The sequence below is a fragment of the Labrys monachus genome (genome assembly GCF_030814655.1).
In the GTDB taxonomy this organism is placed as follows: Bacteria; Pseudomonadota; Alphaproteobacteria; order Rhizobiales; family Labraceae; genus Labrys; species Labrys monacha.
Window position 1 is genome coordinate 4,551,653 of the sequence record NZ_JAUSVK010000001.1, and the last position, 26,386, is coordinate 4,578,038.

Here is a 26,386-nt window from a genome sequence, read left to right on the forward strand (position 1 = left end):
AGGCGCCTGCGAGGACGGGAACCCTCCAGGGCGCAGACTCTTTGCGGGCCGGAAAAAACGGGAGCATCGGAATGCGAGTCCATTATTCGACCGCGCAGGCCGCTCCGGCGGCACGCAAGCGCTATTGGGATGAGGCCATCTCGCAGACATATTTTCCTCTCGAGCTCGGCTTTCGCAGCGGGCCGAGTTTCTCGGGCGATCTCGACGTATGGTCGCTCGGAAACCTGTCGATTTCGCGCAACCTCTCCGACGGGCTGATCTATCGCCGCCATCAGCGCCATCTCCTGCACGAGCGCGAGGAAAGCTACCTCATCACGGTGCCGGAGCTGTCGGAGATCAGCTTCGCCCAGGATGGCAAGGAAGTGCGCTGCCGGCCGGGCGCCTTCCTGGTCGAGCGCAGCCACCTGCCCTATGAATTCAGCTATGTCGAGCCGAACGCCCTGTGGGTGCTGAAGGTGCCGAGCGCGACGCTGCGGGCACGGGTCGGCCAGCCCGAGCGCCTCGCCTCGCTCAGCTTCGATTCGACCCGCGGCGTCGGCGCTCTCTTCGTCGACATGATCCGCAACACCGCGCCACGCCTCGACGAGATGAGCGACGCGGCGCGCGAGATCTCCGGCAAGCATCTGGTCGATCTCCTCGCCCTCTCGATCGAAGGGGACGAGCGCGTGCTGGCGGGGGCGGCATCCTCGGTCCAGAGCGCCCACCTGCATCGGGTCGAGCGCTTCATCCGCACCCATCTCGCCGCCAGCGACCTGTCTCCCCGCAGCGTCGCGGAAGGCTGCGGCATCTCGATCCGCTATTTGCATCAGCTCTTCGCCACGCAGGGCACGACGGTGTGCGGCTGGATCCGCTGCCAGCGCCTGCTGATGTGCGACGAGGCGCTGCGGGAGATCGGCGGACGCAGATCCATATCCGAAATCGCCTACCAATGGGGATTCAGCGACCACGCCCAGTTCAGCCGGCACTACAAGGCGCATTTCGGCCGTACGCCGAGCGAGGCGCGGGAGGCCGCCCGGCAGGCGGCCCTCGCGGCGGAGACCATGACCATGCCGGTCGGCTGATCCCGCCGGCACTTTTCGGAACAGACAGTCAAAAAACCCGATTTCCGGGCATGGCGGAGCCTTGCCCGCGGACGGACCGGAACAGGAGACCATTCCTTGCAAAACCTGCGCGTAGCCGTGGATGTCGGCGGGACGTTCACCGACATCTGCATCATGGACGAGACCACCGGCCTGATCCGGATCGAGAAGACGGCGTCCTCCAAGGATCCGATCGACGGCATCATGGCCGGGGTCTCCAAGGCGGCGATCGACCTCGGCAAGGTGGCCCTGTTTTCCCACGGCACCACGGTGGCGACCAATGCCCTGATCACGCGGCGGCTGCCGCGCACTGCCATGGTCTGCACCAAGGGCTTTCGCGACGTCATCGAGATCCGCCGCGCCAACAAGGAAGACCTGTGGGACACCTATAAGGACGTCGTCCGTCCCTATGTGCCGCGGCGGGACCGCCTGGTCGTCGAGGAACGCATCGATGCCCAGGGCGCCGTCGTCACGCCTCTCGACGAGGACGGAGCGCGCGCGGTCGCCCGCATCCTGAAGCGGCGCAACGTGGCGGCCGTCGCCGTCTGCTTCATGAACGCCTATATGAACGGGGCCAATGAGCGCCGCATGAAGGCGATCCTCGAGGAGGAAATGCCGGACGTGCCGATCTCGATCTCCTCGGGCGTCCTGCCGGAGATCTTCGAGCATGAGCGGTTCTCCACCACCGTGGTCAATGCGGCGCTGAGCCCGGTGGTGGTCGACTACACCACCCGCCTCGGCGAGCGGCTCAAGCAGGAGGGCTATACCCGCGATCTCCTCCTGCTGCACACCGGCGGCGGCGTGATGACGCCGAACAGCGTCAAGGATTTCGCCGCCCGCCTCGCCGGGTCCGGCATTGCGGCGGGCGCCATCGCCAGCCGCCACATCGCCATGCTCTGCGGCTTCCGCAATTCGATCGGCCTCGACATGGGCGGCACCTCCACCGACGTCTCGCTGGCCTATGACGGACAGTCGCGCGTCACCAAGGACTGGTATATCGAGTTCGGCTATCCCATCCGCTTCTCCTCGATCGAAGTGCTCACCATCGGCGCAGGCGGCGGCTCGCTGGCCTGGACCGACGAGGCCGGCTCGCTGCGCAACGGCCCCCAGTCGGCGGGCGCCCATCCGGGGCCGGCCTGCTACGGCAACGGCAACCGGCAGGCGACCAACACCGACGCCAATGTCGTGCTCGGCCGGCTCGGCACGAGCCTGGCCGGCGGCAAGATCATGCTCGATCCCGTCCTCGCGGCCGAATCGGTGGACGAGAGCGTCGCCAAGCCGTTCGGGCTGACGCGGGAAGCCGCCGCGGATGCCATCATCCGCGTCGCCAACGCCAACATGTCGGACGCGGTGCGGCTGATCTCGATCAGCCGCGGCTACGACCCCCGGGATTTCGCACTGGTCGCCTTCGGCGGCGCCGGCGCCCTGCACGGCGTGGCGATCGCGAGGGACCTCGCCATTCCCGCCGTGATCGTGCCGCCCAATCCGGGCGTCACCTCGGCGCTGGGCTGCCTGCTCGTCGACGTGCAGCACGATTTCTCGGAAAGCTACATCGCCAGCGCCCACGATGCCGATCCGGCCGCGATGGAGGCTGAATTCGGCCGCCTGGAAAAGGACGCCCTCGAACGCCTCGCCCATGAGGGCATCGCGCCCGCCGACATCGTGCTGCAGCGCACCATCGACATGATGTACCAAGGCCAGTGGCGCTCGCTCGCGGTGCCGGCCCCCGCCCCGATCGGTGCCATGGCCGACCTGATCGAGGCCTTCCACCGCCAGCACGAGCGCGAATATAATTTCCGCCGCGACGAGGCCCCGGTCGGACTGTTCCGCCTCAATCTCAAGGCGATCGGCGTGGTGCCGAAAGCCGAGCTCGCGGTGCACCAGCCGACCGGCGTCATCCCGCTGCCGACGAGCCGGCGTCCGGTCTGGTTCGACGCCGGCGCGGCCGTCGACACCCCCGTCTATGAGCGCTCCGACCTTCCGGCCGGCTTCAGCCTGGCCGGCCCGGCCGTGGTCGAGCAGGTCGATTCCACCGTCGTCATCCCGCCGGGAACGACGGCCGAAGTCGACAAATACCTCAACATCATCATCCGCGTGAAGGATTGACCCCGATGGTCGCCAAACCCTCCCTCGATCCCGTCACCTTCGAGGTCCTGAAGAACTCCTTCATCACCAGCGTCGACCAGATGGGCGAGCAGATCCTGCGCACCTGCTATTCCTTCGTCATCTACAACCGCGACTTCTCCAGCGCCCTGCACGATGCCGACGGCAATTCGGCGGCCCAGGGCAACCAGGACATCGCGGTGCATGTCGGCACGCTGCATTTCACCTGCAAGGACGTGATGCGCGCCTTCGAAGGCGACATGCATCCCGGCGACGTCTACGCCATCAACGATCCCTATGCCGGCGGCACGCATTTCTCGGATGTGCGCCTGATCCGTCCGATCTTCTCCGACGGCAGGATCATCGCCTTCAGCCAGTCCAACGGCCATTGGTCGGATGTCGGCGGCAGCGTGCCCGGCTCCTTCGACGTGTCGGCGCGCGACATGTTCAAGGAGGGGCTGCGCATCACCCCGGTGCGCCTCTTCGACAAGGGGCGCTTCTGCAAGGACGTCGCGCATCTCATCGCCTCGAACACCCGCGATCCCGCCTCCATCATCGGCGACATCCATGCCCAGGCCCAGGCCACGCTGGTGTGCGAACGGGAGATCCTGCGCCTCGTCGGCAAATATGGCCGCGAGACCGTACAGACCGGCCTGGCGGAGGTGCAGGACTATGTCGAGCGCGCCATGCGCCAGCGCATCGCCGCCTTGCCGGACGGGGAGTGGGAGACACAGGACTTCATCGACCGCGATCCCGCCGGCAAGGAGGGCCTGATCCCGATCAAGGTCAAGCTCACCATCAAGGGCGACAAGGTGATCTACGACTTCACCGGCAGCCATCCGACCATCGGCTCGATCTACAACTCCGCCTTCGGCGCCACCTTCTCGGCGGTCGCCGCGGGCATGAAGACCTTCTTCCCCGATCTGCCGCTCAACAGCGGCTTCTACCGCGTCTTCGAGATCATCGCGCCGGAAGGCAGCATCGTCGATGCCAAATGGCCGGTCGCCGTCACGGGTTTTCTCATGCCGTTCGAGAAGATCATGAATGCGATCTACGAGATCTGGTCGAAGATCCTGCCCCACCGCGCCATCGCCTGCGCCTTCAACCTCGAATATCTGCTCACCGGCGGGCTGGACGCCAGGCGCCCGGAAAAGCCGATCTTCATGTTCTATGACTGGCTTCCCGGCGGCTGGGGCGGACGCAACGGCAAGGATGGCTGCAACGTCACCACGGCCTGCTTCGGCACCGGCCTGATGGCCCAGCCCGTCGAAGGCCAGGAGCGGGCCAATCCCATCCTGACCACCGAATTCGAGATCCTCACCGACTCGGCCGGTCCCGGCAAATGGCGCGGCGGCGCCGGCGTGCGCAAGACGTCGCTGATGCTCGAGGCCGAGAAGACGGTGATCTCCTATATCTGCGACCGCGAGCGGGCCGTGGTCTGGGGCATCGAAGGCGGCCTGCCCTCAATCCCGCACGGCCTTACCCTGCATCGGGCCGGCCGCGACAAGCCGGATTGGCTGGGCGCGACCTTCTCGGACGTGCCGCTCGGCGAGGGGGACATCTTCAGCCGTCCGACCGCCGGCGGCGGCGGCTTCGGCGATCCGCTCGAACGCGATCCGGCGCTGGTGCTGGAAGACGTCATCGACGGCTATGTCTCGGTCGGGCGGGCCGCCATGGATTACGGCGTCGTGATCCGGCCGATCGATCCCGACATCTGCGAATACGAGATCGACGAAGCGGCGACCCGGGCCGAACGCGAATCGATCGCCCGCCAGCGCAGCGGCTGGCTGGCCACCGACCCGGAGGAGGTCGCGGCGGCCTATCGCGCCGGCTCGATCGACAGGCTCGACGTGGTGCGCCGCTACGCCGTCGTGCTGGACTGGGACGACGGCACCCTGCTGCCGACCTCGACCGCCCAGTTCCGCGAGATGTTCCACAAGCGCTCGGCCGCCAAATGGCGCCCCAGCGAGGCCGCCGGCGAGGCCCCGCTGCCGTCCGCGGCGTCATGAGAAGCGGGCGCCTCCCGCCCGCCGGCGCCTCGGCGGACGCATGCCGTGCGTCCGCCCCGATCTTCCCGCAGCGGCTCGCGGGGGCGCCCGGCGTCGGGACGCGCCGGCAGGGAGGGCCCAGGCGCCGACGCGCTGGCACGGCGGCTAATTTTTGCCCCGGCCGCCCAGCGCTTGAGCGGGACCGTGCACAAAGTTTCCGCAGACAAGCTGTTGACTTACTAGGCGCTTTTTATAATCTGTCCACAGTCTGCAATATACGAAGTCTTGCCCGATCGCCTGGCCCGCCATGCCTTCGAGCTGTTCTGGAAGTCGCCGGAAAGGTACGGTTCATGGCCTTGTCGACGGGCAGACCTGCCGCACCACGCCTGATCGAAACACCGAGCCTGTCCGATCAGGTGCGCAATATCCTCCTGGAGGCGCTGACCTCGGGCCAGTTGCGCCCGGGCGACCGCATCAACGAGGCGGAGCTTGCCCGTGCGCTCGGCATCAGCCGCAACCCGATACGGGAAGCGGTCTCGGGCCTGGCGCAGCGCGGTTTCCTCGTCTCGGCACCGCGCCGGGGCCATTTCCTGCGGCACTTCACGCCGCAGGACGTGAACGACGTGTTTTCGTTCCGCATCTGCGTGGAGTCCTTCGCCATCCGGCAAGCCGTGCCGCTGATGACGCCGGGCGACCACGAGGACCTGCGGGGCATCGTCGAGCGGATGATCGCGGCGGCTCACGCCAAGCGGTTGTCGGACCTGCGCGAGGAGGACATGGCCCTTCACCGGCGCATCTGCGAATTCTCGCGCAACCGCCAGACGGTGCGCGCCCATGAAGGCATCGACACCGAGGTGCAGATGCTGATCGCCTTCGTCGACCTGGACCACGAGACGCCGATCGAAACGGCGCTGGCCCATGTCCCGATCGTGGAAGCGATGGCGACGGGCGATATCGGCCGTTCCGTCGGGGCCATGGAAGACCATCTGAGGGCCACGTGGGACCATGTCCTCGAGGTCTACGGACAACTGGGCATCGGCGCCCCTGGACGGATGCCGCGCCCCGAGGCTGTACCAGCCGAAGGTATCGGCTGACGACAGGTAGGTAATCTTCGCTGCGTCGCTCTTAGAACATCACCGCCGGGAATGCGCATATGAAGTTCGCCAAGAACAGAATGTATATCGAGAGCTACACCAAATGCCCGAATTGCGGAATTCTGATCTATGAGAAGCCCGTCAATCCAAGCCCCGACCCCGTAATCCAGGGGGGCAAGACCTATTGCTCCGCCTGGTGCGTGGAATGGGAGCAAGGGCGCAACAAAAGACGGCTGGCCGAGGCTTCCGCCTGAGGCGGCAGCAGCGAGCCGGACCGGTGATTTTCGACCATCCATGAACGAGCGGCGGCGCGGCGTGCGTGAGCATTTCCGCAAACGCCCGGGCTTTGCCCGGCCTCGGGGCCGGGAAGCCGAGACCTAGACATCACGCAGGCCGCGATTGTGCGCCTGCGGCTTTCGGCAGGAGGGTACCTTGAAAGCAAGACTTCTCATCGGCGCGCTATTGAGCGGCGTCATCGCCTTCGGGGCGGTCCAGAAGGCCGCGGCCGCGGACGACGGCATCACCATCGGGATGGCGGTCGCCTTCTCCGGCTGGATGGAGGCCTATGACGGCGAGGCCACCAAAATGGCCCAGCTCTGGGTCGAGCAGACCAACGCCAAGGGCGGGCTTCTCGGCAAGCAGATCAAAGTGATCTCCGGCGACACCAAGACCGACCGGGTCGAGGGCGCCAAGGTCGGCAAGGCCCTCATCGACCAGGGCGCGAACCTGCTCCTGGTGTCGGCCGACTACGACTATGGCGCGCCCGCGGCGCTGCAGGCCCAGAAGGCCGGCGTGATCTCCACCTTCCTCGGCGCATCGGATCCCAAGGCCGGCGTGCTCGGCGTCGGGCCGCTCTCCTTCACGGCCAACAATGCCGGCCAGCTCGAAGGGGCCGTCATGGGAGACTGGGGCTACGAGAAGAAGGGCTTCCGCAAGGGCTACATGCTGCTCGACGAAACCATCGAGTACAACAAGTCCGTCTGCGCCGGCTATGAATGGATGTTTCCCAACAAGGGCGGCAAGATCGTCGGCAAGGACACGTTCAAGGGCCTCGATCCGACCATCAACTCGCAGATCACCCGCCTGAGCGACGCGATCCGCACCGACGGCGTCGACAACATCATGCTGTGCTCCACCAATCCGGGCGCGGCCAGCTCCGTGCGCCAGCTGCGCGCGGCCGGCATCACCCTGCCGATCATGAGCGCCACCGCCATGGACGGCACCTACTGGCTCAACTCGACGCCCGGCCTGAAGGACTTCTATTTGCCTGTGCAGGCGCTGACGGTGAACGACCCCCGGCCCGCCGTGAACGAGCTCACCGCCGCCTTCGCCAAGAAGTTCGGCAAGCCGCCGACGACGCAATATGCCTATCCGATCTATGCCTTCCTCGATCTGTGGGCCCAGGCGGTGACGAAGGCCGGCACGACCGACGGCGCGAAGGTCGTCGCCCTGCTCAACCAGAGCGACAAGGCGGCCACCATCCTCGGCCCGCGCACCTTCACGCCGAAACTGCATATCCAGATCGGCATGCCGATGACCGTCGTCTCCTATGCCGACGACAAGGAAGCCCCGGTCGAGGAGTGGACCATCAAGGACACCATTCCCAATGAAGTGCTCTATCGCCTGAAGAAATGAGATCCGTCGCTGGCCGGGAAACCGGCCAGCTCCTTTCCTGACACGGGGACCGGCACGATGATCCAGCCCTATGCCGAACCGCCGTCGCCCGGCATCGACCGCAGCGCCACCAACGCCTCGGTGCTCGCCGTGTCCGGGCTTTCGGTCCGCTTCCAGGGTCTGGCGGCGATCTCGGATGTGAGCCTGGCGGTGCAGCGCCATGAAGTGTTCGGTCTCATCGGCCCCAACGGCGCCGGCAAGACCACGCTGGTCAACTGCCTCACCGGCTTCCAGCGGCCGTCGGAAGGCCGCATCACGCTCGGCGATGCCGACACCACCAACTGGCCGGCGGCCCGCTTCCGCGAGCGTGGCGTGGCCCGCACCTTCCAGGCCGGACGCTTGTTCAAGGACATGACCGTCGCCGAGAATGTCGAGGTGACGGCCACCGGCCTCGGCCTGGGGCTGCGCAGCGCCCGCCAGCACGCCCGGGCGATGCTGGCCTGGATCGGCCTCGCCGACAAGGCGCACTGGCACGCCGGCGCCCTCGCCTATACCGACCAGCGCCGCCTCGGCATCGCGCGGGCCCTGGTCCTGTCCCCGGCCTTCGTGCTCCTCGACGAGCCGGCGGCCGGCATGTCGGATGCCGAATGCGAGGATCTGATGGTGCTGGTCGCCTCGATCCCGCAGACCTTCACCTGCGGCGTCCTGCTGATCGAGCACAATATGCGCGTCGTGATGGGCATCAGCCAGCGCATCCACGTGCTCGACGGCGGCCGCACCATCGCCGAGGGCACGCCGGACGAAATCCAGAAACACGAAGCGGTGCTCGCCGCCTATCTCGGCATGGAGGCATGATGGGCAGACTGGTCGAAGTCGACGATATCCATGTGCGCTACGGCGACCTCGTCGCCCTGCGCGGCGTGTCGCTCGCGGTCGAGGAAGGCGAGGTCGTCTGCATCATCGGCCCGAACGGGGCCGGCAAATCGACCACGCTCGCGGCCATCGCCGGGGGGGTGACGCCCGAGGCCGGCGCCATCCGCATCGACGGGCGCAGCATCCTCGGCCAGCGGCCGGAGCAGATCGCCCGGCTCGGCCTGTCGCTGGTGCCCGAGGGGCGGCACATCTTCGGCACGCTCACGGTCGACGAGAACCTTCGCATCGGCGGCTATATCCAGCGCGACCGCACCGCCGCCAAGGCGGATCTCGAGCGGCTGCTGGAGCTCTTCCCCCGGCTCGCCGAAAGGCTGCATTATCCCGCCGGCCGCCTGTCCGGCGGCGAGCAGCAGATGCTGGCGGTGGCGAGGGCAGTGATGACGCGCCCGCGCCTCCTCCTGGTCGACGAGCCGTCGCTGGGCCTGGCGCCCAAGATCATCGACCAGATCTACGAGATCCTGCTCGACCTGCGCCAACGCGCGAAGCTGACGCTGCTGATCAACGAACAGAGTTCCAACCGCATCCTCAAGCATGCCGACCGCATCTATGTGCTGCGGGGCGGAAGCATGCAGCTGGAAGGCCGCGCCGCCGACCTGCAGGACGGCGAGGCCATCCGCCACGCCTATTTCGGCTTCGGCAACGGCCATTCCGCCCGCAAGGAGACCCACGCATGATCCAATTCCTGCAAAATCTCATCGACGCGATCAGCCTGGGCAGCATCTACGCGCTGGTGGCGCTGGGCATCGGCCTCCTCTTCGGCATCCTCCGGCTGATCAACTTCGCCCATGGCGACTTCATCACCATCGGCTGCTACGCGCTGATCGTGCCGTCGGCCGACGTGACGGCCCGCCTGCTGATCGGCGCCTGGCCCTGGCCGGTGATGATCCCCATGATCTGCCTGATCGTGGTCATCGTGGCGCTGATGACCGACGTGCTGGTGTTCCGGCCCTTGCGGCGAACCTCCTCCCCCACGCTGATGATCGCCTCCTTCGCGGTGAGCTACATCATCCAGAACGGCGTGCTGATGGCCTATGGCTCGCGTCCCAAGGCGGTCGACCTGTGGAGCGGCGCCAACACGCAGGTGATGATCGGCATCCTGCGCGTTCCCATGCTCCAGCTCATCACGCTGGTGGTCACGCTGGTGCTGATGGTGGCGATCTCGCTCTTCCTGAAGAAGACTTCCTATGGCGTGCAGATGCGGGCCGCGGCGGAGGATTTCCGCATGGCCCAGTATCTCGGCGTGCGCGGCAATGTGGTGATCGGCATCGCCTTCGCCATCAGCGGCATCCTCGCCGGCGTCGTGTCGCTGCTCTACACCACGCAATCGGGCTCGCTCAGCTATACGATGGGCGTGCCGCTCGCCCTCTTCGCCTTCGTGGCGGTGGTCGTCGGCGGCATGGGAAGCCTCGTCGGCGCGGTGGTCGGCGGCTTCACCATCGGCTTCATCGTCACCATGCTGCAGGCCTATCTTCCGCCGGACCTCAGGGCCTTCCGCGACGCCTTCGCCTTCGCCTTCGTCATCCTCGTCCTGCTGATACGGCCCGCCGGCATCGTCCCGGCGCGCAGTTCCTTCGAACGCGTCTGAGGCGAGAGGGAGCACCGACAATGCGGAACTTCATCGCCCGCCATCAAGCGCCGTTCCTGCTGATGGTCCTCCTCGGCCTGATCGCCGGGGCCACCTTCCTCTCCGCCAATGACAGCCTGAGCGTGACGCTGACGGAGATGTTCATCCGCGTCATCGTCGTCGTCGGCCTCTATGTCTTCATCGGCAATTCCGGCATCATCTCCTTCGGCCAGATCGGGTTCATGTGCATCGGCGCCTATGCCGCGGCCTGGGCGACGGCGGACCCATCCTTCAAGCAGATCATGCTGTCGGGCCTGCCGACATTCCTGCAGGACAATCAATATCCCTTCCTCGTCGCCATCGCCGGATCGCTGGTGCTGCCGGCCGTGGCCGCCCTCTGCCTGGGCGCGGCCATCATGCGCCTGTCCGGGACGGCCGCCTCGATCGCGACCTTCGCCTTCCTCATCATCGTCAACAGCGTCTATTCGAACTGGGATTCGGTGACGGCGGGGGTCAGCTCGATCATCGGCATTCCCACCGTGGTCGGGCCGTGGACCGCCTATGCGTTCGCCGCCCTGGCGATCCTCCTCGCCTACCTGTTCCAGATCTCGCGCTTCGGGCTGATGCTGCGGGCCTCGCGGGACGATGAGGTCGCGGCCCGGGCCTCGGCGGTGAAGATCCTGCGCATGCGCCTCGCCGCCTTCGTGCTGAGCGCCGCGCTGGTCGGCGTCGGCGGCGGGCTCTACGCCCAGTTCCTCGGCATCCTCACGGTCGATCCCTTCTATCTCGACCTCTCCTTCATCACCATCGCCATGCTGGTGGTCGGCGGCATGTTCAGCCTCACCGGCGCGGTGACCGGCGTCGTCGCGGTGACCGCGGTCGTCGAGTTCCTGCGCTTTCTCGAACGCGGCGTGACGATCGGCGGCAGCACGCTGGCGCTGCCGCAGGGCAGCCAGGAAATCGGCCTCGGCATCGTCATGGCCCTCATCCTGATCTTTCGGCCGACCGGGCTCAGCCGCGGCCGCGAGATCGCCATCGTCACGGCCGGTGTGCCCAAGGGCGCATCGGCGCCCGACACCCCGGCGCTTTCCGCCGAACCCCAGAGAGCGGCGAGGTGACGGCCATGACGACGCCAACCCCCTCTCCCTATGCCGCCGGGGCGGCCTATATAGACGGGCGCTACATGCCGGTCTCGCAAGCCGCGATACCGATCACCGACTGGGGCTATCGCCGCTCCGACGTGACCTATGACGTGGTCAGCGTCTGGCAGGGCAATTTCTTCCGGCTCGACGATCACATCGCCCGCTTCCGGGCGTCGATGAACGCCTTTCGCTTCCAGCCGCGGGAAAGCGACGAGGAGATCAAGGCGATCCTGCATCGCTGCGTGGCCCTGGCGGGCCTGCGCGACGCCTATATCGCCATGGATTGCCTGCGCGGACGCCCGCCGGCCGGCGTGCCCTATCATCCGGCCTATGCGCGCAACTACATCACCGCCTTCGCCGTGCCGTGGATCTCGCTGCTCAACCCCGAGGTGATGGCGCGCGGCGCCCATCTCGTCGTGGCCGAGGCCGTGCGCATTCCCGCCCGATCCGTCGATCCCACCGCCAAGAACTTCCACTGGGCCGATCTGACGCGCGGCCAGTTCGAGGCGCATGACCGCGGCGCCGATTTCTGCGTGCTGCTGGCGGAGGACGGCACCGTCACCGAGGGGCCGGGCTTCAACATCTTCGTCGTCTCGGACGGCCGGATCGCCACGCCGTCGAGCGGCGTCCTCGAAGGCATCACCCGCCGCTCCGTCATCGAGCTATGCGGCCATCTCGGCCTGCCGATCGAGGTGCGGCCCGTGTCCGTCGACGAATTGCGCGATGCCGACGAGATCTTCCTGTCGACGACGGCGGGCGGCGTCATGCCGGCCTCGCGCATCGACGGACGCATCATGGGCAATGACCGGCCCGGCCCGATCTCGAGCCGGGTGCAGGACGCCTTCTGGTCGCGTCGCGCCGAGGGGTGGCACGCCACGCCGGTCGACTATGCCGCGGCCGAAACAGCGACATCATCCTGAACCCGAGGGCCTCGCGGCCCCGCACAACAAACTGCAAGAGGAACCGGCCATGGGCTACAGACTGGGCATCGACATTGGCGGGACGTTCACGGATTTCGTCGCCTACGACGAATCCAATCGCGCACTCAAGGCCTGGAAGAACCTGTCCACCCCGCATGATCCGATCCAGGGCATCATGACGGGCCTGCGCTCCTTCGGCGAGATCGACGCCATCGCCGGCATCCGGCTCGGCACGACGGTGGCGACCAACAGCCTGCTCGAAGGCAAGGGCGCCCGCATCGCCTATGTGACGACGCAGGGCTTCCGCGACGTTCCCTTCATCGGCCGCGGCAATCGCCGGCACCATTACGATCTGGCCTGGGTCAAGCCCAAGCCCTTCGTCAAGCGCCGCGACGCCTTCGAGATCGACGAGCGCATCGGCCCGTCGGGAGGCGTGATCAAGGCGCTCGACGAGGCGGAGGTCGCCGCCCTCGCCGACAAATTCGCCGCCGAGGGCGAGATCGAGGCCGTCGCGGTCGTGCTGCTGCACTCCTACCTCACGCCCGACCACGAGCAGCGGATCAAGGCGATCTTCAAGGAGAGGCTGCCGGGGGTGCCGGTGTCGATCTCCTATGAGGTGCTGCCGAAGTGGAAGGAGCATTTCCGTTCCTCCACCACCATCTGCGACGCCTTCATCAAGCCCGTCGTGACCCGCCAGCTCGGCTCCATGCGGCGCGAGCTCGACGAGCAGGGCGTCACGGCGCCGGTGGTGGTCATGCGCTCCAACGGCGGCGAGATGAGCCTTGAGGCCGCGGTGGAGGCGCCGATCCAGATCGCCGTCTCCGGGCCGACCGGCGGCGTCATCGCCGCCAAGCGCACCGCCGAGCTGCTCGGCCTGCCCAACCTCGTCACGCTCGACATGGGCGGCACCTCCACCGACGTGTCGACCGTCGTCGACGGCAAGGAGAAGTTCACCACCGATTTCGAGATCGAATGGGGCCGCCCGATCCAGATCCCGATGATCGACATCCGCACCATCGGGGCCGGCGGCGGCTCGATCGCGCGGATCGATGCCGGCGGCATGCTGGTCGTCGGCCCGGAGAGCGCCGGCGCCAATCCGGGCCCGGCCTGCTATGGCCGCGGCGGCACGCTGCCCACCGTCACCGACGCCAATGTCGTGCTGGGCCGCATCAGCGCCACCAACTTCCTGGGCGGGTCGATGGGCCTCGACGCGGCCGCCGCCCGCAAGGCGATCGAACCGCTGGCCGAGGCCCTCGGCTACGGCGTCGAGGAGGCGGCGCTCGCCGTCGTGCGCATCGCCAACAACAATATGGTGGGCGCCCTGCACACGGTGCTGACCGAACAGGGGCTCGACCCGCGCGACTTCGTGCTGGTCGCCTTCGGAGGCGCCGGTCCGCCGCATGTCAGCGACCTCATGACCGAGGCCTCGATTCCGAGGGGCCTGGTGCCGAACTTCCCCGGCCAGTTCTCCGCCTTCGGCTTCACCATGGCCGATGCGCGCGTCGACCGCTACCGCACGGTGCAGCTCAATTCGCGCTTCTTCGACCGCGAGCGCGCCGCCTCCGCCATGGCGGCGCTGGTGGCGGAATGCCGGGCCGAGTTGGCCGCGCAGGGCCATCACGACGTGACGATCACCCGCAGCGTCGAGATGCGCTATCTCGGCCAGAATTACGAGCTGGAGATCCCTATCGAGGCGGACGCCTTCACCGACGAGGAGATCGCGGCGATGTTCGACACCTTCCACAGCCAGCATGAGGCCCGTTTCGGCTTCCGTCTCGCCGACCATATGGAAATCGTCAATTTCCTCGTCACCGGCATCGCCCATACCGGGCAGCTCGAATTCCCCGTCATCGCCGAGGCGAGCGCCCCGGCCGAACCGGTCGGCCGCCGCCCGGTCTGGTTCCAGGGCGGGTGGATCGACACGCCGGTCTACGCCCGCGACGCTCTGCTCGCCGGCCATGCCATCTCGGGGCCCGCGCTCGTCGAGGAGAACGCCTCCGTGACCGTGCTCGATCCCGAAAAATCCCTCACCGTCGATCGCTACGGCAATCTGCTGATCTCGGCCTGACCCGCCCGAAGGAGTTCTTGAGATGGATATGGTTTCCCTGAACATCGTCGGCGGCATCCTGGTCTCGATCTGCCGGGACATGGGCGTGACGCTGATGCGCACCTCCTATTCGACGATCTTTTCCGAATCGCTCGACTTCACCTGCGGTCTCGCCCTGCCGACGGGCGAGCTGGTGGCGACCGGCGATTTCTGCCCGTCGATGATCGGCGGCATGCCGCTGCTGCTGCGCTCCTGCGTGCAGGAGATCGCGCTGGAGGACCTGGAGGAAGGCGACGTCATCCTCCACAACGATCCCTATCGCGGCGGACTGCACACCCCCGAGCATACCTTCTTCAAGCCGGTCTTCGTCGACGGCACGCTCATCGGCTTCGCGGTCGCCATCGGCCATGTCTGCGAAGTGGGCGGCATGGCGCCGGCGGGCTTCGCCGGCGAGGCGACGGAGGTGTTCCACGAAGGGCTGCGGGTGCCGCCGGTGAAGATCAAGCGCGCCGGCAAGGATGTCGACGACATCTGGCGGCTGCTGTTGGCGAACGTTCGCACACCGCGTTACAATTACGGCGATTTCCGCGCGCTGATCGCCTCGATCGACCTCGGCGAGCGGCGCATGGCCGACCTCGCCCGCAAGCACGGCGTCGAATCTTTCCGCGAGAACGTCATGGCGCTGATGGACTATTCGGAACGTCGCATGCGGGCGGAGATCGAGAAGATCCCGGACGGGCGCTACCGTTTCGAAGACTGCATGGAAGACGACGGCATCGAGGACAAGGTCTACACCATCCGCGCCGAAGTGACGGTGTCGGGCAGCGACCTCATCGTCGACTATCACGGCTCCTCGCCCCAGGCCAAGGGACCCATCAACGGCACGCTCGGCGTGGCGCACGGCGCCGCCTACAATGCCGTCCTGCAGCTCACCGATTCCACCATTCCGAAGAATTCGGGCTGCTTCCGGCCGATCCGGGTCCTCGCGGAGCCGGGATCGGTGGTCAACGTCAACTTTCCCGGCCCCTCGGTGGGCGGCAACACCGAGACGCATTGCCGTATCGCCAATGTGGTGATGGGAGCGCTCGCCCCCGGCCTGAAGGAGCGCTCCGCCGCCACCGACGGCGCCAGCCACAGCAATTTCCTCTTCGGCGGCACCGACAACCAGACCGGCGAGTTCTTCTGCTGCTACGACCTCACCCCCGTGGGCTGGGGCGGGCGCAGCTTCGCCGACGGCAACGACGCGGTCGGCGGCATCAACGGCAATTGCCCGCACATCCCGGTCGAGGTGTTCGAATATCGCTTCCCCTGGCATGTCGAGGAATTCAAGCTCGTCGACGGCTCGGGCGGCCCCGGCACCTTCCGGGGCGGCCTCTCTCTCTCCAAGACCGTGCGCTGCACCGATACCGAGATGACGTTCAGCTATATGAGCGACCGCCAGAAGGTCAGCCCGTGGGGCATCCACGGCGGCCATGAGGGCGGACGCGCCGAGCTCTTCATGAAGCGCAACGGTAGCGACGACTGGCTGACGATCACCCAGGCCTTCAACAAGGTCTCGCCGAGCAAATTCGCCAATGTCCCGATCAAGCCCGGCGACAGGATCAAGATCTCGTCGCCGGCCGGCGGCGGCTGGGGCCCCCCGGAAGAGCGGGATCCGGCGCTGGTGAAGGAAGACCTGCTCGACGGTTTCATCACGCCCGAACAGGCGCGGACGGTCTACGCCGCCCGCTGAACCGCACCGCCGGGCGCTTTACGCCCGGCCCCTCCCCGTTCGACGGCCGATGTCTCCGACGCCGGCCGTCCATCCGTTTTCAGGAAAGCTCCTCCGATGACCGTTCTGCCCAATTCGCTGCATGCGCGCGACATCGCCTATCAGATCCATCCCTATACCAATATGCGCCGGCATGAGCGCAACGGCCCGATCGTGATCGAGCGGGGGTCGGGCATCCATGTCTATGACGACCAGGGGCGCGAATATATCGAGGGGCTGGCCGGGCTGTGGAGCGTCGCCGTCGGCTTCGGCGAGAGCCGGCTGGTGGAAGCGGCGGCGCGGCAGATGGCCAAGCTTCCCTACTACCATACCTTCACGCATAAATCGAACGAGCCCTCGATCGAGCTCGCCGAGAAGCTGGCGACGATGACGCCGGACGGGCTCGACCATGTCTTCTTCACCAATTCGGGCTCGGAAGCCAACGACACCGTCGTCAAGCTCGCCTGGTACTACAACAACGCCCTCGGCCGGCCGGAGAAGAAGAAGTTCATCGCCCGCAACGGCGGCTATCACGGCATCACCATCGCCTCGGGCAGTCTGACCGGCCTGCAGGTGAACCAGCGCGGCTTCGACCTGCCGCTGCCCTTCGTCAAGCATGTGACCTGCCCGCATCATTACCGCTTCGCCGAGGCGGGCGAGAGCGAGGAGGCCTTCGCCGACCGCCTCGCCGCCGAGCTGGAGGCCACCATCCTCGCCGAGGGCCCGGAGACGGTGGCCGCCTTCATCGGCGAGCCGCTGATGGGCGCCGGCGGCGTGCTGGTGCCGCCGCGCACCTATTGGGAGAAGGTCCAGGCCGTCTGCCGCCGCCACGACGTGCTGGTGGTGGCGGACGAGGTCATCAACGGCTTCGGGCGCCTCGGCACTTTGTTCGCCTGCGAGCATTTCGGCATCCAGCCGGACATGCTGGTGGTGTCCAAGCAGATCACCTCCTCCTACCAGCCGCTGGCCGCCGTCGTCGTCAGCGACGCCATCTACCAGGCCATCGCCGACCAGAGCGAGCGGCTCGGCACCTTCGGCCACGGCTTCACCGCCAGCGGCCATCCGGTGGCGACCGCCGTCGGCCTCGAAAACCTCGCCATCATCGAGGAACGCGGCCTGGTGGCGAATGCCGCCAAGGTCGGTGCCCATCTGCAGGCCCGCCTGCGCGCCTTCGCCGACCATCCGCTCGTCGGCGAAGTGCGCGGCGTCGGCCTCATCGCCGCGGTCGAACTGGTGGCCGACAAGGCCAGCAAGGCCAAGTTCGATCCCCCCGGCAAGGTCGGCTTCCGCTTCTTCGAGAAGGCGCATGAGCATGGCCTCATCATCCGCGCCATCCAGGATTCGATCGCCTTCTGCCCGCCCCTCATCATCACCGAAGCCCAGGTCGACGAGATGATCGACCGCTTCGCCCGCACCCTCGAGGATATCCAGGCCTGGATCGCCGCAGGCATGCCTGCCGTCTGAGCAGGAGCGCGGCATATCCCCGCCGGGGTCCTGCCCACAGGCCCCCGAAGGCGGGCCATACATGCCTGTAGGGTTCGCATCGTCACCGGATGCGCGGACATCCCGTCCGTGCATCCGGGAGAAAGTCCGATCATCGTCGACTTGGATCCCGGACCTGGCGGGCGGGGCCTCGCGCTTCACATATAGGCGGCCATCTCGGAGATGACGCCGCAGGCTACCGCGAACAGGACGGCCGAGAGGGCGCAGATGCCCATCGCGACATAGAGCGCCGCGCCCGCGCCCAGCATGAGCGCCGCGGACAACAACGCCCGCCGGACGATCCTTGCCATGGCGCTCCGGTCCGGATCGGGCGAAATCATGGCCCTGCGACCTCTTTCACCGTCTCCGCCGGGCCGGCGCCGGCATGTCCTCGATACGGCGCGGGCGGCGGCGATCGCCGCGGCGCCCGGGCGCGATGCAGTCCTCCCCGGATGCCATCATCGGCCGAGGAACGGCGGCGCGCCTTGCCGAAGGCATCGCCCGTTCCCGCTCCCTCCCGACGCCCGGGAGACCGGTGAGGGAGCTGCACGCCTCCCGCCGAGCATGCCTCGTCGCGCAACACCACCTCCCCCGAGACATCATCCTTGGTCCACACGAGGATCCAACGGGTCGACGGCAGGAGCGTCCAGCCGAGCCCTCGCCGCTCGAGAAAATTGCGATTCCACCGCATCACAATTTTTCTCTAACCCATTGTCTTGACGCCTTTTCTCAATCGAAAAGCCGAAACAACTCTTCTGGAGAATGCTCTCGCCGCGACCGGCCCTGCCGTTCCAGCCGAAAAAACCCGAAATCCGGAGGGAAACCGTTCCGCCTGCGGGATCATATCCTCCAGGACTGCCCGACATCCTCCGGTTTTACTGCATCGCTGCAACGGACAACTTTCGTCCGCACCCTTTCGCCCAAACGACAGCGTTCGCCAAAGTCTTCATGGCGCCGACACCATTTCGATATGGAGACATCACAAAACTGATGTCTCAGATATCATGTCTTGACTTTAACACCTCTTAATGTATATTGCAACGTGTAGACTTCATGTCTGATGGCTGAGAGAGAATCGACCGTGATAACTTCTCCGCAGCTGCGCGCCGCACGGGCGCTCCTCGGCATCGACCAGCGCAAGCTTGCCGAATTGTCCGGTCTTTCTGTGCCGACGATCCAGCGCATGGAAGCCAGCGAAGGCATCATCCGCGGCAATGTCGATTCCCTGATGAAGCTCGTCGGGGCGCTCGATCTCGCCGGCGTCGAACTGATCGCGGAAGGCGCGTCCAGCCAGGTCGGCGGCCGTGGCGTCCGGCTGAAGGCCGAGCACGATCCCGCCAGGCTCGGCGACGGCACAGAGGCCAGACAGGGGATAAGGAGCGCGGCGTGAACCTGGATGTCGCAGTTCTTCTGTGCGGCGTCGCCGCGCTCCTGGGAACTAGCGTGCTGGCCATCGCGGTCAGCCGGCACCGCTCCGCGACACGCCTCGTCTATAGCGCGACCCTCGGCATTTCCGCCGTCCTGCTGGCGCTCGCCGTCGGCCATCTCGCCACCGATGCGACCGCCACGTCGACGGTTGCGCTGCCGCTCGGCCTACCCTGGATCGGGGCCCGTTTCCACCTCGACGCGCTCGCCACCTTCTTCCTCGTCGTCGTCAATCTCGGGGGCGCCGCGTCCAGTCTCTACGGGCTCGGCTACGGTCTCCACGAATCCGCGCCGCACCGGGTGCTGCCGTTCTTTCCGGCGTTCCTCGCCGGCATGAACCTCGTGCTCCTGGCGGACGATGCCTTCACCTTCCTGCTCTCCTGGGAGTTCATGTCCCTCGCCTCGTGGCTGCTCGTCATGGCGCACCACCGGGACCAGGACAACAGGCGGGCGGGCTACATCTATCTGGTCATGGCCAGCTTCGGCACCTTCGCCCTGCTGCTCGCCTTCGGCCTGCTGTCCGGCTCGAGCGGGGATTATACGTTCGAGGCCATACGCGCCGGCGGCCCCACGCCGCTCGTCGCCGCGGCGGTGCTGGGGCTCATGCTCCTCGGCGCCGGATCGAAAGCCGGCCTCGTCCCCCTGCATGTCTGGCTGCCTCTCGCCCATCCCGCCGCGCCGAGCCATGTCTCCGCGCTGATGAGCGGCGTGATGACCAAGGTCGCCGTCTACGGCTTCATCCGGGTGGTGTTCGATCTCCTCGGACCGCCGAGCTGGTGGTCCGGCGTCGTCGTGCTGTTCTTCGGCGGCCTCACCGCGGTCCTCGGCATCCTGCACGCCCTGATGGAAAAGGACCTCAAGCGCCTCCTCGCCTACAGCACGATCGAGAACATCGGCATCATCTTCGTCAGTCTCGGCCTGGCGCTCGCCTTCGGGGCGAACGCCATGGGATGGGCGGCGGCGCTGGCCCTCACCGCGGCGCTCTTCCACGTCCTCAACCACGCCTTCTTCAAGAGCCTGCTCTTCTTCGGCGCCGGCGCCGTGCTGACGGCGACCGGCGAGCGCGACATGGAAAAGCTCGGCGGCCTCATCCATCGCATGCCATTGACCAGCTTCGTCTTCCTCGTCGGCTGCGTGGCGATCTCGGCGCTCCCCCCGTTCAACGGGTTCGTCTCCGAATGGCTGGCCTTCCAGGCGGTGCTGCAGAGCCCCGACCTGCCGCAATGGGCGCTGAAGGTTATGGTGCCGGCCGTCGGCGGCCTCCTGGCGCTGTCGGCCGCCCTGGCCGCGGCCTGCTTCGTGAAGGCGTTCGGCATCACCTTCCTCGGCCGGCCGAGGAGCGCCGCCGTGGAGCGTGCGCAGGAGGTCGACCGCTGCTCGCTGGCGGCGATGTTCATCCTCGCAAGCCTCTGCCTGCTCGCCGGCATCCTGCCCGGCGTCGTCATCGACGGGCTTGCGCCGGTGACGCTTTCGCTCGTCGGCACCCGCATGCCGCCGCAGATGACGCAGCCCTGGCTGTCGATCGTGCCGATCGCCGAGAGCCGCAGTTCGTATAACGGCCTGCTGGTCTTCCTGTTCATCGCCGTCTCCGCATCGCTCGCCGCCTATGCGATCCACCGCTTCGCCTCGCGGGCGCTGCGCCGCGGGCCGGCCTGGGGCTGCGGCTTTCAGGATATCGGGCCGTCCGGACAATACACGGCCGTCAGTTTCGCCCAGCCCCTCCGCCGCGTCTTCGCCTTCGCCTTTCGCGCAAGCGAAGAGGTGGACATGCCGGCGCCGGGCTCGACGGTGCCGGCACGCCTTACCGTCACGATGCATGATCTGGCCTGGGAGTGGCTCTATGTCCCGATCACGGACGCCGTCGACTACGCCATCGAGCGCCTCAACTATCTGCAGTTCCTGACGATCCGCAGCTACCTGTCCCTCGTCTTCGTCTATCTCGTGGCCTTGCTTCTGGCGCTCACCCTATGGCCATGATCACCGAATTCGCGGTTCAAGGCGCGCAGATGATGCTGGTGCTCCTGCTCGCGCCGCTTCTCACCGGCTTCGTGCGCAAGACGAAGGCCCGGCTGCTGCAGCGCCGCGGGCCTTCCCTCCTGCAGCCCTATCGCGACCTCCTGCGCCTGATGCGCAAGGAGGTCGTGCTGGCGGACAACGCCTCGTGGCTGTTCCGCGTCAGCCCCTATCTGATCTTCGCCGCCACCTGGGTGGCCGCCGCGCTGATCCCGACCTTCGCCACCGGCCTCACCTTCAGCTGGACCGCCGATCTCATCGCCATCGTCGCGCTCCTGGGAAGCGCCCGCTTCTTCCTGGCGCTGGCGGGCATGGATGTCGGCACGAGCTTCGGGGGCATCGGCTCGAGCCGCGAGGTGATGATCGCCTCGCTGGCCGAGCCGGCCATGCTGCTGATCGTGTTCAGCCTCGCCCTCGTCGCCGGCGCGACCCAGCTCTCGACGATCGCCGCCTTCATGAACTCGCCGCAAGCCGGGCTCCGGGTCTCGCTCGGCATGTCGCTCATCGCGCTCGTCATCGTGGCGATTGCCGAAAACGGGCGCATCCCCGTCGACAATCCGGCGACGCATCTGGAACTCACCATGGTCCACGAGGCCATGATCCTGGAATATTCGGGACGGCATCTGGCGATGATCGAGTTCGCCACCTTCCTGAAGCTGCTGCTCTACATGTCCCTGATTTCCTGCGTCTTCATGCCCTGGGGGCTGGTGGCGCCGGGGAGCCCGCCGGCGCTCTATCTTGTCGGCGCCCTCGCCTATCTGGGTAAGCTTACTTTGGGCGGTTTCCTCCTCGCGGTCTTCGAGACGGCCATCGCCAAGATGCGCGTTTTCCGGGTGCCGGACTTCCTGGGGGTCGCGCTCATGCTGGCCCTGCTCGGCACGCTGCTGCTGTTCGTGTCGAGGAGCCTGTGATGAGCGGTGGCCTCACCTTCGACATCGCCCATCTGCTCGCCGGCGGCCTCGTTCTGGTCAGCCTGATGATGCTCTATCAGGACCGCCTTTCCGCGCTGATCAACATGTTCGCGCTCCACTCCCTCGTCCTCGTGCTCTCCGTCGCCTGGCAGGCCTATATCCAGGACGCCCACCATCTCTACATCACCGCGGCGATCGCCCTCGCGTTCAAGGCGATCGTCATTCCCGTAGGTCTGCACCGCATGGTCCAGCGCCTCGGCATTCATCGCGACATCGAGACCGCCGTCGGCATCGGTCCGACCATGCTCGCCGGCATCGGCCTGGTCACCCTGTCCCTCGTGCTGATGCTGCGGGTCACGCCCTATGCCGATCCGCTGGCCCGCGAGGACCTCGCCTTCGCGCTCTCCATCCTGCTGCTCGGGCTGCTGGTGATGGTCACCCGCCGCAACGCCGTCAGCCAGGCGATCGGCTTCATGTCGCTCGAGAACGGCCTGGTGCTCGCGGCGACGGGCGCCAAGGGGATGCCGCTCGTCGTCGAATTCAGCGTGGCGTTTTCGGTGCTGATCGCCTTCATCGTCATCGGGATCTTCCTGTTCCGCATCCGCGAGAGGTTCGACTCGGTCGATGTCGGCGCGCTCGACGACTATCGGGGAGAACATCGATGACCGCATTCCCTCTCGATGCGGTGGCCGCCGTCCTGGCGATACCCGCGGCGGCCGTCGTGCCCCTGGCGCTGCTGCCGAACTACCGGCTGACGGCGCGCCTCAACGTCGCCGCGAGCCTGCTGACCTTCCTCGCCGCGCTGTCGCTGCTCGTCACGCCGCGGCCGGCGCCCGGGCCGTACCTCCTCGTCGACGATCTCAACATCGTCTTCATCGTGCTCAATACCTTCGTCGGTTTCACCACCAGCGTGTTCAGCGCCTCCTATATCGCGCATGAACTGGAAATCGGCCGGCTGACCGCGGCGAACCTGCGGTTCTACCACGCCATGTACCAGGTCATGATGTTCGGCATGAACCTGGCGCTCGTGTCGAACAATATCGGCCTGATGTGGGTCGCGGTCGAGCTCGCCACGCTCAGCACCGTGCTGATGGTCGGCCTCTACCGCACGCCCGAAGCCCTGGAAGCCGCCTGGAAATATTTCATCCTCGGCAGCGTCGGCATCGCTTTCGCGCTCTTCGGCACCATCCTCGTCTACATGGCGGCGCAGCCGGTGGTCCAGGACGGCGCGAGCGCCATGATCTGGACCGTGCTGGTCGGGCAGGCCGCCCGTTTCGACCCGGCCCTGCTCAACGTCGCCTTCGTCTTCCTGCTGCTCGGCTACGGCACGAAAGTCGGCCTGGCGCCCCTGCATGCATGGCTGCCGGACGCCCACGCCGAAGGGCCGACGCCGATCTCGGCGGTATTGTCGGGCCTGCTCCTCAACGTCGCCCTCTATGCGGTGCTCCGCTTCAAGATCCTGCTCGCCGCCAGCCCGAACGCACTGGCGCCCGGACCGCTGATGATCGCGATGGGGCTCGCCTCCGTGATCTTCGCCGCCTTCATGCTCTACCGCCGCCAGGACATCAAACGCCTGTTCGCCTATTCCTCGATCGAGCATATGGGCATCATCGTGTTCGCCTTCGGCATGGGAGGCCCGCTCGCCAATTTCGCCGGCCTGCTGCACATGGTCATGCACAGCCTGACCAAGGCGGCGATCTTCTTCGCCGTCGGCCATGTCGCGCAGGTCAAGGGCACGCAGAGGATCGCCGAGATCCGCGGCTTGACCGAGAGCCATCCCGGGCTCGGCTGGGCCTTCGTCGTCGGCGTCATCGCCATTGCCGGCCTGCCGCCGTTCGGCATCTTCATGAGCGAGTTCCTGGTGGTGAGCTCGACATTCGCCAGGCATCCCAGCCTCGCCGTCGCGCTGGTGTTCGGGCTGCTCGTCGCCTTCGGCGCCCTGCTGCTGCGCTTGACCGGCATCGCCTTCGGCGAGCCGCGCGGCAGCCTCGCGCCCGTCAAGGCGCCCTATCTGCCGATGTATGCGCATCTGGCCCTGGTGCTGGTTGCCGGCCTCTATCTGCCCCCGGCCGTGGTCGCCTGGTTCCAGCATGTCGCGAAACTCCTGGGGTGAGGCGGATGAAGCAAGGCACCCCCTCCACCCTGACGGACATCGCGGCGGCGGGCCGCCGCGCGGAGCACCATGCGCCCTTCATCCGCGCCGCCGTGCCCACGGACAGTTGGAACCTTGCCGTCGAGCATCTCGCCGAGGGGCGCTTGACCCTGCTCGACCTCTGGGGCGAGGCGGGCGCCGTCCATATCGCCCTGCTCGACGAAGAGGCCGGCGAGGCCGCCGTCGCCAGCCTGGAATGCCCGGACGGGCGCTATCCCTCGGTCGGCCGGCGCCATCCGCCGGCGATCCGGCTCGAACGCGCGGCCGCCGACCTGTTCGGCCTCGTGCCGCAGGATACGCCCGATCCCAGGGCCTGGCTCGATCACGGCCAATGGGGCTTCGTCCACCCGCTCGGGACACGGATGCCGGCCGCGGCGTCCCCTTACCACTTCCTTCCGGCGGAGGGCGGGAGCCTGCACCAGATCGCCGTGGGGCCGGTGCATGCGGGCATCATCGAGCCGGGCCATTTTCGCTTTACCGCCAGTGGCGAGACCATCGTCCGGCTGGAGGAGCGCCTCGGATACACCCATAAGGGCATCGAAGGCCTGATGGCCGGCGCCGGCATCGACCGCGCCGCCGGGCTGGCGGGCCGGACGTCGGGCGACAGCACCGTAGCCTATGCGTTCGCCTTCGCCCGCGCCGCCGAAGCGGCGCTGGGCATCGCGGTTCCCCCGCGTGCGGCCTGGCTTCGGGCATTGATGGCGGAGCTGGAGCGCCTCGCCAACCATCTCGGCGATATCGGCGCCGTCTGCAACGATGCCGCCTTCCCGCTCATGCTCGCCCATTGCGGCGTCCTGCGCGAGCGCGTGCTGCGGGCGAGCGACGCCGCCTTCGGCCATCGCCTGATGCGCGACCGCATCGTGCCGGGCGGAACCGCGGCAGACCTCGCGGAAGACGGAGCGGCCGCCATCCGCGCCCTGCTCGCGAACATCAGGGCGCGCTTTCCCGCGCTGGTCAGGCTCTACGACAATACGGCATCGCTGCAGGACCGGACCGTCGGCACCGGCCGGCTGTCCACCGCGCTGGCCCGGCAATATGGCGCGGGCGGCTATGTCGGCCGGGCCTCCGGCCGGCGGTTCGACGCCCGGCGCGCCTTCGCCTGCCCGCCCTATGACGAACTCGCCTTCGACGTGCCGGTGCTGGCGGAAGGCGACGTGAATGCCCGCGTCTGGATCCGCATCCGGGAGGTCGAGCAGAGCCTGTCGCTGATCGAGCAGATCCTGCGAGGGCTGCCAGCAGGCCCGGTTCGCGCCGACGTGACGGCATCGGACGGGCCGCGCGAAGGAGCAGCGACGCGCGAAGGAGTAGCGACGCGCGAAGGCATGGCGATCGTCGAGGGATTTCGGGGCGACGTCCTCGTCTGGCTGCGCATCGCCGCAACCGGCCTCGTCGAGCGCTGCCGCCTGCGCGACCCCTCCTGGTTCCAATGGCCGCTTCTCGAAGCGGCCATCGAAGGCAACATCGTCGCCGACTTTCCCCTCTGCAACAAATCGTTCAACTGCTCCTATTCGGGCTGCGACCTCTGAGAGGCTCTTCGATACCGTTCCGTCATCTCCGGCGAGCAAGGCGGGGACGGCAGACCTCCAGACGGCCAGCCTGCTGGAACGCATCGTGAGGATCGAGCGTCATGCGAAGGCTCCTGTTCAAAAGCCTGATCCACTCCCCGCTCACCGAGCCCCGGCCGCCGGCGAGCAGCCTGGCAGTCGGCGAACTCGTCCACGCCCTCGACGGCGCCGCCCGCCGGAGGCTGGGCAGGAGCCTGGCGATCCGCGCCGTCGATGCGGGTTCCTGCAATGGCTGCGAACTCGAAATGAACGCGCTCGGCAATGCCTTCTACGATCTCGAACGCTTCGGCATCCGCTTCGTCGCCTCGCCGCGCCATGCCGACGTGCTTCTCGTCACCGGGCCGATGAGCCGGAACATGCGCGAGGCGGTGCGGCGCACCTATGACGCGACGCCCGATCCCAAATGGGTGGTCGCCCTCGGCGACTGCGCCCGCGACGGCGGGTGCTTCGCGGGAAGCTACGCCGTCATGGACGGCGTGTCGGCGGTGCTGCCGGTCGACCTCCACATCCCCGGCTGCCCGCCGCCGCCGGTCGAGATCCTGAAGGGGCTCCTGGCCCTGCTCGAAGGCGTGAACAGCAAAGCGGCGACGCCGTGAGGCCGCAG

General features: G+C 67.1%; 22 protein-coding genes. 21 read left to right on the plus strand and 1 reads right to left on the minus strand.

Annotated elements, in window-relative coordinates; all coding sequences use genetic code 11:
- The first annotated feature begins 71 nt into the window (after nucleotides 1-71).
- From J3R73_RS20830 to J3R73_RS20895, 14 genes are all read left to right on the plus strand, one after another.
- Nucleotides 72-1,061: an AraC-like ligand-binding domain-containing protein gene (locus tag J3R73_RS20830; RefSeq protein WP_307431296.1), complete on the plus strand. Its 990-nt coding sequence runs from the start codon at nucleotides 72-74 to the stop codon at nucleotides 1,059-1,061.
- A gap of 96 nt (nucleotides 1,062-1,157) precedes the next feature.
- Entirely contained in the window at nucleotides 1,158-3,185 is a 2,028-nt protein-coding gene (locus J3R73_RS20835) for a hydantoinase/oxoprolinase family protein (protein WP_307431299.1), read from the plus strand.
- Nucleotides 3,186-3,190: 5 nt separating this feature from the next.
- The gene (locus J3R73_RS20840; protein ID WP_307431302.1) at nucleotides 3,191-5,191 is read left to right on the plus strand and encodes a hydantoinase B/oxoprolinase family protein; all 2,001 of its coding nucleotides are present in this window, start codon (nucleotides 3,191-3,193) and stop codon (nucleotides 5,189-5,191) included.
- Between the two features lie 329 nt (nucleotides 5,192-5,520).
- A complete protein-coding gene (locus J3R73_RS20845) occupies nucleotides 5,521-6,264 on the plus strand; it encodes a GntR family transcriptional regulator (protein ID WP_307431305.1) in 744 nt (247 codons plus the stop codon).
- Between the two features lie 59 nt (nucleotides 6,265-6,323).
- On the plus strand, nucleotides 6,324-6,518 hold the full coding sequence (locus J3R73_RS20850) for a hypothetical protein (RefSeq protein ID WP_307431308.1): 195 nt from the start codon (nucleotides 6,324-6,326) through the stop codon (nucleotides 6,516-6,518).
- A 178-nt stretch (nucleotides 6,519-6,696) separates the two neighbouring features.
- Nucleotides 6,697-7,899 carry an ABC transporter substrate-binding protein gene (locus tag J3R73_RS20855; RefSeq protein ID WP_307431310.1) on the plus strand — a complete coding sequence of 401 codons (1,203 nt, stop codon included), beginning with the start codon at nucleotides 6,697-6,699 and terminating at the stop codon, nucleotides 7,897-7,899.
- A gap of 57 nt (nucleotides 7,900-7,956) precedes the next feature.
- Nucleotides 7,957-8,733: an ABC transporter ATP-binding protein gene (locus tag J3R73_RS20860; protein WP_307431313.1), complete on the plus strand. Its 777-nt coding sequence runs from the start codon at nucleotides 7,957-7,959 to the stop codon at nucleotides 8,731-8,733.
- Nucleotides 8,733-9,485, plus strand: a complete 753-nt coding sequence (locus J3R73_RS20865; protein WP_307431315.1) for an ABC transporter ATP-binding protein — start codon at nucleotides 8,733-8,735, stop codon at nucleotides 9,483-9,485. The genes J3R73_RS20860 and J3R73_RS20865 overlap by 1 nt, the downstream gene beginning before the upstream one ends.
- On the plus strand, nucleotides 9,482-10,396 hold the full coding sequence (locus tag J3R73_RS20870; protein ID WP_307431319.1) for a branched-chain amino acid ABC transporter permease: 915 nt from the start codon (nucleotides 9,482-9,484) through the stop codon (nucleotides 10,394-10,396). Before J3R73_RS20865 ends, J3R73_RS20870 begins: the two co-directional genes overlap by 4 nt.
- 20 nt (nucleotides 10,397-10,416) lie before the next feature.
- Nucleotides 10,417-11,493, plus strand: a complete 1,077-nt coding sequence (locus J3R73_RS20875) for a branched-chain amino acid ABC transporter permease (protein ID WP_307431322.1) — start codon at nucleotides 10,417-10,419, stop codon at nucleotides 11,491-11,493.
- 5 nt (nucleotides 11,494-11,498) lie between these two features.
- Nucleotides 11,499-12,437 (plus strand): aminotransferase class IV, encoded by a 939-nt coding sequence (locus J3R73_RS20880; protein ID WP_307431325.1) that lies wholly within the window; start codon nucleotides 11,499-11,501, stop codon nucleotides 12,435-12,437.
- Between the two features lie 49 nt (nucleotides 12,438-12,486).
- Complete coding sequence (locus J3R73_RS20885; protein WP_307431327.1) at nucleotides 12,487-14,505, plus strand: hydantoinase/oxoprolinase family protein; 2,019 nt, start codon at nucleotides 12,487-12,489, stop codon at nucleotides 14,503-14,505.
- A gap of 22 nt (nucleotides 14,506-14,527) precedes the next feature.
- Entirely contained in the window at nucleotides 14,528-16,216 is a 1,689-nt protein-coding gene (locus J3R73_RS20890; protein WP_307431330.1) for a hydantoinase B/oxoprolinase family protein, read from the plus strand.
- Nucleotides 16,217-16,312: 96 nt separating this feature from the next.
- Nucleotides 16,313-17,698, plus strand: a complete 1,386-nt coding sequence (locus J3R73_RS20895; protein WP_307423883.1) for an aspartate aminotransferase family protein — start codon at nucleotides 16,313-16,315, stop codon at nucleotides 17,696-17,698.
- Nucleotides 17,699-17,874: 176 nt separating this feature from the next.
- Here J3R73_RS20895 and J3R73_RS20900 read toward each other — a convergent pair whose 3' ends face one another.
- A complete protein-coding gene (locus J3R73_RS20900; RefSeq protein WP_307431333.1) occupies nucleotides 17,875-18,027 on the minus strand; it encodes a hypothetical protein in 153 nt (50 codons plus the stop codon).
- 770 nt (nucleotides 18,028-18,797) lie between these two features.
- On the opposite strand from J3R73_RS20900, the gene J3R73_RS20905 reads away from it, so the two are divergent.
- The 7 genes from J3R73_RS20905 (at nucleotide 18,798) to J3R73_RS20935 (ending at nucleotide 26,378) form a co-directional block, all read left to right on the plus strand.
- On the plus strand, nucleotides 18,798-19,106 hold the full coding sequence (locus J3R73_RS20905) for a helix-turn-helix domain-containing protein (protein WP_307431337.1): 309 nt from the start codon (nucleotides 18,798-18,800) through the stop codon (nucleotides 19,104-19,106).
- Nucleotides 19,103-21,118: a hydrogenase 4 subunit B gene (hyfB, locus tag J3R73_RS20910; RefSeq protein ID WP_307431340.1), complete on the plus strand. Its 2,016-nt coding sequence runs from the start codon at nucleotides 19,103-19,105 to the stop codon at nucleotides 21,116-21,118. Before J3R73_RS20905 ends, hyfB begins: the two co-directional genes overlap by 4 nt.
- Nucleotides 21,109-22,065: a respiratory chain complex I subunit 1 family protein gene (locus tag J3R73_RS20915; protein ID WP_307431343.1), complete on the plus strand. Its 957-nt coding sequence runs from the start codon at nucleotides 21,109-21,111 to the stop codon at nucleotides 22,063-22,065. The genes hyfB and J3R73_RS20915 overlap by 10 nt, the downstream gene beginning before the upstream one ends.
- Nucleotides 22,065-22,730, plus strand: a complete 666-nt coding sequence (locus tag J3R73_RS20920) for a hydrogenase-4 component E (protein WP_307431346.1) — start codon at nucleotides 22,065-22,067, stop codon at nucleotides 22,728-22,730. The genes J3R73_RS20915 and J3R73_RS20920 overlap by 1 nt, the downstream gene beginning before the upstream one ends.
- Complete coding sequence (locus tag J3R73_RS20925) at nucleotides 22,727-24,178, plus strand: hydrogenase 4 subunit F (RefSeq protein ID WP_307431350.1); 1,452 nt, start codon at nucleotides 22,727-22,729, stop codon at nucleotides 24,176-24,178. Before J3R73_RS20920 ends, J3R73_RS20925 begins: the two co-directional genes overlap by 4 nt.
- A 5-nt stretch (nucleotides 24,179-24,183) precedes the next feature.
- Complete coding sequence (locus J3R73_RS20930; RefSeq protein WP_307431352.1) at nucleotides 24,184-25,743, plus strand: hydrogenase large subunit; 1,560 nt, start codon at nucleotides 24,184-24,186, stop codon at nucleotides 25,741-25,743.
- A 101-nt stretch (nucleotides 25,744-25,844) separates the two neighbouring features.
- Nucleotides 25,845-26,378, plus strand: coding sequence for an NADH-quinone oxidoreductase subunit B family protein (locus tag J3R73_RS20935; RefSeq protein ID WP_307431355.1), 534 nt, complete (start codon nucleotides 25,845-25,847; stop codon nucleotides 26,376-26,378).
- Nucleotides 26,379-26,386: the final 8 nt, after the last annotated feature.

Bases quoted from the DNA above. Each gene is read 5' to 3' on its own strand.
- J3R73_RS20830 (WP_307431296.1), top strand. From the start codon at position 72: ATGCGAGTCCATTATTCGACCGCGCAGGCCGCTCCGGCGGCACGCAAG.
- J3R73_RS20840 (WP_307431302.1), top strand. From the start codon at position 3,191: ATGGTCGCCAAACCCTCCCTCGATCCCGTCACCTTCGAGGTCCTGAAG.
- J3R73_RS20845 (WP_307431305.1), top strand. From the start codon at position 5,521: ATGGCCTTGTCGACGGGCAGACCTGCCGCACCACGCCTGATCGAAACA.
- J3R73_RS20850 (WP_307431308.1), top strand. From the start codon at position 6,324: ATGAAGTTCGCCAAGAACAGAATGTATATCGAGAGCTACACCAAATGC.
- J3R73_RS20860 (WP_307431313.1), top strand. From the start codon at position 7,957: ATGATCCAGCCCTATGCCGAACCGCCGTCGCCCGGCATCGACCGCAGC.
- J3R73_RS20865 (WP_307431315.1), top strand. From the start codon at position 8,733: ATGGGCAGACTGGTCGAAGTCGACGATATCCATGTGCGCTACGGCGAC.
- J3R73_RS20870 (WP_307431319.1), top strand. From the start codon at position 9,482: ATGATCCAATTCCTGCAAAATCTCATCGACGCGATCAGCCTGGGCAGC.
- J3R73_RS20875 (WP_307431322.1), top strand. From the start codon at position 10,417: ATGCGGAACTTCATCGCCCGCCATCAAGCGCCGTTCCTGCTGATGGTC.
- J3R73_RS20880 (WP_307431325.1), top strand. From the start codon at position 11,499: ATGACGACGCCAACCCCCTCTCCCTATGCCGCCGGGGCGGCCTATATA.
- J3R73_RS20885 (WP_307431327.1), top strand. From the start codon at position 12,487: ATGGGCTACAGACTGGGCATCGACATTGGCGGGACGTTCACGGATTTC.
- J3R73_RS20890 (WP_307431330.1), top strand. From the start codon at position 14,528: ATGGATATGGTTTCCCTGAACATCGTCGGCGGCATCCTGGTCTCGATC.
- J3R73_RS20895 (WP_307423883.1), top strand. From the start codon at position 16,313: ATGACCGTTCTGCCCAATTCGCTGCATGCGCGCGACATCGCCTATCAG.
- J3R73_RS20900 (WP_307431333.1), bottom strand. From the start codon at position 18,027: ATGGCAAGGATCGTCCGGCGGGCGTTGTTGTCCGCGGCGCTCATGCTG.
- J3R73_RS20915 (WP_307431343.1), top strand. From the start codon at position 21,109: ATGGCCATGATCACCGAATTCGCGGTTCAAGGCGCGCAGATGATGCTG.
- J3R73_RS20920 (WP_307431346.1), top strand. From the start codon at position 22,065: ATGAGCGGTGGCCTCACCTTCGACATCGCCCATCTGCTCGCCGGCGGC.
- J3R73_RS20925 (WP_307431350.1), top strand. From the start codon at position 22,727: ATGACCGCATTCCCTCTCGATGCGGTGGCCGCCGTCCTGGCGATACCC.
- J3R73_RS20930 (WP_307431352.1), top strand. From the start codon at position 24,184: ATGAAGCAAGGCACCCCCTCCACCCTGACGGACATCGCGGCGGCGGGC.
- J3R73_RS20935 (WP_307431355.1), top strand. From the start codon at position 25,845: ATGCGAAGGCTCCTGTTCAAAAGCCTGATCCACTCCCCGCTCACCGAG.